6 protein-coding genes are annotated in these 5,442 nt (G+C 28.1%); all 6 read left to right on the top strand.

Going from position 1 to position 5,442, the window contains the following annotated elements:
• Positions 1-436 precede the first annotated feature (436 nt).
• Complete coding sequence (locus RWQ74_RS08535; RefSeq protein WP_314397875.1) at positions 437-580, top strand: hypothetical protein; 144 nt, start codon at positions 437-439, stop codon at positions 578-580.
• A 366-nt stretch (positions 581-946) separates the two neighbouring features.
• Positions 947-1,150, top strand: coding sequence for a recombinase family protein (locus tag RWQ74_RS08530; RefSeq protein WP_314397874.1), 204 nt, complete (start codon positions 947-949; stop codon positions 1,148-1,150).
• Positions 1,151-1,427: 277 nt separating this feature from the next.
• Entirely contained in the window at positions 1,428-2,582 is a 1,155-nt protein-coding gene (locus tag RWQ74_RS08525; RefSeq protein ID WP_314397873.1) for a hypothetical protein, read from the top strand.
• Between the two features lie 445 nt (positions 2,583-3,027).
• Complete coding sequence (locus tag RWQ74_RS08520) at positions 3,028-4,140, top strand: tetratricopeptide repeat protein (protein WP_314397871.1); 1,113 nt, start codon at positions 3,028-3,030, stop codon at positions 4,138-4,140.
• An 89-nt stretch (positions 4,141-4,229) separates the two neighbouring features.
• The gene (locus tag RWQ74_RS08515; protein ID WP_314397870.1) at positions 4,230-4,403 is read left to right on the top strand and encodes a hypothetical protein; all 174 of its coding nucleotides are present in this window, start codon (positions 4,230-4,232) and stop codon (positions 4,401-4,403) included.
• Positions 4,404-4,631: 228 nt separating this feature from the next.
• The gene (locus RWQ74_RS08510; protein ID WP_314397869.1) at positions 4,632-5,186 is read left to right on the top strand and encodes a hypothetical protein; all 555 of its coding nucleotides are present in this window, start codon (positions 4,632-4,634) and stop codon (positions 5,184-5,186) included.
• The last annotated feature ends 256 nt before the right edge of the window (positions 5,187-5,442 follow it).

Raw genomic sequence — 5,442 nt, 5'->3', positions numbered from 1 at the left:
TTAGAAGTAAATTTGAGAAAGTTATTGGTCAAGGACGTTTAATTGAGCCAAAGATTTGTGTTACTGATAAAAAATCTGAAATAGAGTGTATACTTAATAGATTTAGTATTCCTTATGAATATGATGATGTTGAAAAATGTTTTATTATTTTTGGGTATAGATAATGAAAAGTTGAAAATTATGCAAAAGATATATAGCTTTATAAAAAAAATATAGAAAACTCTGAAAATGTGGATGATTTCATTGAATCCGATGCAATTATTTGGATTGATTGGAGAGAAAATGATGAAGATATTATCCCTTATGAAGAGAAGATGGATCGAGATAATACTATCAAATATCTAAATTAGTATATTAAGCCTATATATGAAATTCGTTTTTGTATGGAGAGTTTAGGGAATGACACGCTTGCTTTTTGCTTATTAGAAGAAAACTTATGGAACGAATTAGAAAAAGAATTCGGGTTAGAAAAAATTCGGTTGAAAATGTAACTGTTATACAGAATCAGAGAGTTATAAAAGATTATGCATTTGGAATATATACTCGTTTAAGTACAAGTCATAAAAGCTCAAATGGATAGTTTATCGGTACAAGTATCGGGATTGACGAGACTAGCGGTTGAACATAGAACATTGTTTGTTGCTGATGTTTTTATCGATGTGGCATCTGGTAAGACAAACTCGATAATATAAGAATTTAATATTATGGTACTTGAGTGTGAAAAAGGAAATTTAGACATTATTCTAACTAAAAGTCTAAGACATTTTGGACGTGATGCTAAAGAAAGCACAGAGCTATTAGAAGAATAAGCGTAGCAGAGAAAAGAATTATTTTTTAGAAAGATAAGATAGATACAGATATTGTTAAAGATGAACTCCTGATTAGCTTAATTGAGGCATGTAATCAAGCAGAAAATGACTGGAGAAGTGAGAACATACGCTTAGGCTTGAAATACAGATACGAATATGGAACATCAGGGCTGTATAATAGAATCTGTTATAGATATAAGAATGAAATGCTTATTATTGATGAAGAAGAAGCAAGAGTTGTTAGAATAATTTACGACTGGTATCTTGAAGGATTTAGAATTCGTGGAATCATAGATAAACTGGCAGAAAAGAAAATAAAGACATCGAAAGGTAAAGAATGATGAAGTAAAAGAGCAATCAAATCTACACTCACACGAGAAAGATATACAGGTGATATGGCAATTGTGGATTTAAGCGGAACAGAGAATCGTTATTTGAATAAGAACCATCAAAAAGGGATAATATTCGAAGAGTAATTTGAAGTAGTTTAACTTGAGGTGGAACTTCGTAGCAATGTTGAAATTGAATAAGATGAAAAAACTCGAAGAAAGAGTAAAAAGTATAGTGTGAAAAGAAGAAAGTAGCTTAGTAACAAATCGTCAAAAAAGGAGAAAGTAAATGCAAATACAGAAAAGTGATAGGGTACTTATTTCGGATTTATATAATGAGACAGACCCATGTAAGATTTGTGATATATTTGACTCAAGATCAAAAATGTATAAAGAAGCTAAATTAATTTATTTTAATCTAGGGATAAATCCTAGACTTGAATCATTTAAAAATAATATTTTAAATGGTTATAGTATTCTAGGAATATCAGATTATGAAAAATCATATGTTTTTGATAATAAATATAATTCAAAAGAAAATAGAGTATTAGAGATAGGAAAAACTATAAACTTAGATTTAAATATTTTGACATATTTAAAAAATATAGTAAGAAATCGAAAGGTAGAAGATGAACAGGATTTTATAGCGTACTTAAAATATATTAAAGAATCAAAGTATAATCTAAATATGTCTATTTCTTTGCTTGAAAGAATTAGCAAACCAATAAATCTAAAAGTTTGGTCGGATTATGTTTTGGCATTTGTGAAATATGAATCATTAGATAATATCACAAAGAATTCTTTGGAAGACAATACTATACTTTCAGAATCTAAATATAAATGGGCAAAAGATATGTTAGACTTATCTGTAAATATGGGTGAAAAATTTGATAAGTTTTATGTTGTTGCTTGTATTCTAAGTAAAGCTTTCATATTAAAAACACAAAAGTTGGATACAAAGAGAAAATTCGTTGAACTATTACATTATTCGCTGAATGAATTAAACGTCTATATGGAGTTCGAACTGTATATACTATATAAATATTTATATGATGATCAAAGTGTAGGGAGAGCATTTGCAAAATTACAAGGTATTAGTATGAAAACTCTGGATAACATAAAAAATACTGCATGGGATATTTTACATATTAGACTTGTTGAAGATCAGATAATCAATGACTTAAGAAAAGATAAAGTTATTTTTCATTATATAGGAACAAAAGATATTGGATTACAACAAATTATCAATATTAATCCTTTGAAAATAATAGGTTTTTTGGATGAACAACAAATTATGGTTAGAGAGTATAACTTCAAAGATGAAATTAAGTGCAAAGAAATTGATAAGATGCTAGAAAATCATTTTAACAAGAATAATATAGGTGATGTTAATTATAAAGAAAAATTTGAAGAAATATCTAATGAAATTGCTCAGATGATATAATAATTGACTAATCAAAAGTGAAATAATTGAAACTACAATTGTATAATAAAAGCTATAAAACCAATGAATTTTAAAGAAGTATCATTTTTTTAGGATTAACTTAAAAATTTCATGTGGAGTGTGTCGTATTGATGTCAAGAGTTGCCCCTATGAAGTAGATAAAATGTAGAAAATTTTGAGAGTCTAGGATATATCAAGAAAAAGATGGATGATAATCAACTATATAAGAATTATATGATGCAACAGTTAATATATACGTTTGATTTCATTGAGTTCTACCAGCAGCCCGGAAAGGAAAATCACCTGTTGGAAATTGCCTAAAAGTAGTTGAAGTTGTATGCTGCTTAAGTTATCAAAGTCTCAATCTAGATATAAATTTTCTGGGGGATAGGATAAAAAGTGGAAATAGTGTCTGTTAAATTTTAACTAATGAGGAGTACAGATTTTGATAAATGAAATAAAGGCATATTGGGACAAGCAGAAAAAAGAATATGAGGATAGATATAAAGAGACATTTTTAAAGGACTATGAAAGATCAACAGAATACCTTAAAAAAATGGAAAGCTACTTGTTATCCAAACAAAAAGAATATCCTTCAGATATTGATATAGTATGTACGCTTGCTTCTTTAACGTTAGAGCTTAGACGCGGTGAGTATATAAGATATTTAAATTCTTTTCTTGATAAATTTGAAAGTTATTTAGATAATGCTCAAAAAGCAAGAGTTTACACCAATATTGCATTTAACCATGATTATACTGAAGAAACATTAGAATATTTACTAAAAGCAAAGAATTTAGATTCTCCTTTTGTCGAAACATATACAGGGTTGGGGCTTTATTACTTTAGTATGTACCAGTCTAATGAAAATAAAGAATGGCTTATATTGAGTCGAAAATATTTTGAAAAAGCTAAAAGTATTGATGATAGTTACGAATATTCCTTCAATCATGCAGTCTCTTTATATGAACTCAAAGAATATGAGAAAGCTAAAGCAATATTTTTAGAATTATTAAAAAAATATCCTGATAGAATGAGTCTATTGCTTAGCATTGCATACTGCGAAGTATATCTTGGTAATAAAGATAAAGCAATATCTTGGTTAGAAAAAGTAAAGGCAGGAGAAGATGAAAATCACAATTTGAAAACAGATGATATTTCTGCGGAGCAAATTTTTGATGCCTATTATGTACTTGAAGAATTCGACAAATTCTTACATTACTATAGCGATGAAGTTATTTGTCAATACTATCTAGCTGACTGGGAACACTACTATTATGCTTTATGGTTAAAGGATGAAAAAGCAAAGTTTTTTGTCCTTGAAGAAAAAAATAGACTCTATTTAATGGATGCTATTAAAGAAGCTATAGTTGATGATGACTATGTGAGCGAGGAAGAGAAGAAGAAATATATTGAGGAATTGGAAAAAGATAAAAGAGAATACGAAGAAATGATTTCTCGTGTAAAATCTCTAACTTTCAAACCAAAAGTAAGGCTTAAGCTGTATCCAGAGTTTTCTTGCTTCATGGTAGACTGTGTGAGACATAAATTTAAATGAAATGTTGTAAAAATTTGAAGTTGGTGCTGCAACAATTATGATAAATGAAATGATAATTGTTTGGAGAAAAAGAGGTATTGAATTTAAAGATGATAAAATATACAAATATAAAAGATATCGTTGAATATGGATTAGATACTATTTCTGATAAGGAAAAAATAACAATGAACCTGAAAGACTTTCTATACATTAGACGAGTTTTAGAGGAATATATGCGTTATCTACATAATCCTGATCATTATCCCGATATAGAAGCAATTTAAAATTTTTTAGGTAATACTTCTTCGGGAGGCGGATTTGAATGTTTAAGCACAGCTATTTATAAAAAAGTATATAAAGTTGATTTGCCGGAGAAGATTGAGAAAATGATTGATGATGGTTTATTTGAACCCCCTTTTTATCCCAGTTACTATAAAAAAATGAATAAGTAATAATTGGATAGTATTGACATAGTAGAAAACGCCGATTCTAATATTAAGGGAGAAAACAAAATGAGAGTACCAACTTATATTAAAGAAGAAAATTACAATATAATAAATATAGATGATACATTTACAAGTATTAGTATTTGCAACAACTTAGAAAGTGGAGATACCAACGAACTGTATGAAATTTATTTTTATGGTTCACTTTTTGAAGAACATATGATTTGTGGTATGTATGATGAAAAAAATGAGATTAGCAATCCTTGCATGATAGTAGCAAAATGTATACATACAGGAAAAGAAATTTTGCTCTATGATGGAGCTAAATATGGATACAACCCTATGTTCTGTGATGAGATAAATTTAGAAGATATCAAAAAACGTTCACTTTCTAAATTAGAAATTCCAAACTCTAAAATTGAAATAGATTTTACCTATAGCATTGATTTTGATGAAGAGAAAGAAGATTTTGAATTTGATGAAGATGACTTTACAGAAACTATTAACGGAGAAAAAATTTCTTTTGAAGAAGTGAAGAGAAATGGATTTGATTATATAAAAATTACTGCTATAGACGAACTGGATACCAAAAGAGTTATCTGTGATTTAGAACTTGCATAAGTTTATTAATTACGAGAGCTAAAATATGAAACCAATGAAAGAAGAATTTAGAAAATTAAGTAATGAAGACAAGTTGAAATGTATTCAAATATAGAGGAGACAACTGAAATGGGTGAAACAGAAAAGAAATTAACATACGTAAAGATTACCATAGAAAATATTAAAAGTTTAGATGAAAACTCTTATTATGATGTTGTTGATCCAATGTGGGAAACAATTAATATTTATGATGGATATGATGAGTATATTCAATCAG

The sequence above is a fragment of the uncultured Gemella sp. genome, from assembly GCF_963525165.1.
Classification (GTDB): Bacteria; Bacillota; Bacilli; order Staphylococcales; family Gemellaceae; genus Gemella.
The sequence above is the reverse complement of the archived record's forward strand: the minus strand, read 5'-3'. Positions and strand labels throughout refer to the sequence as shown.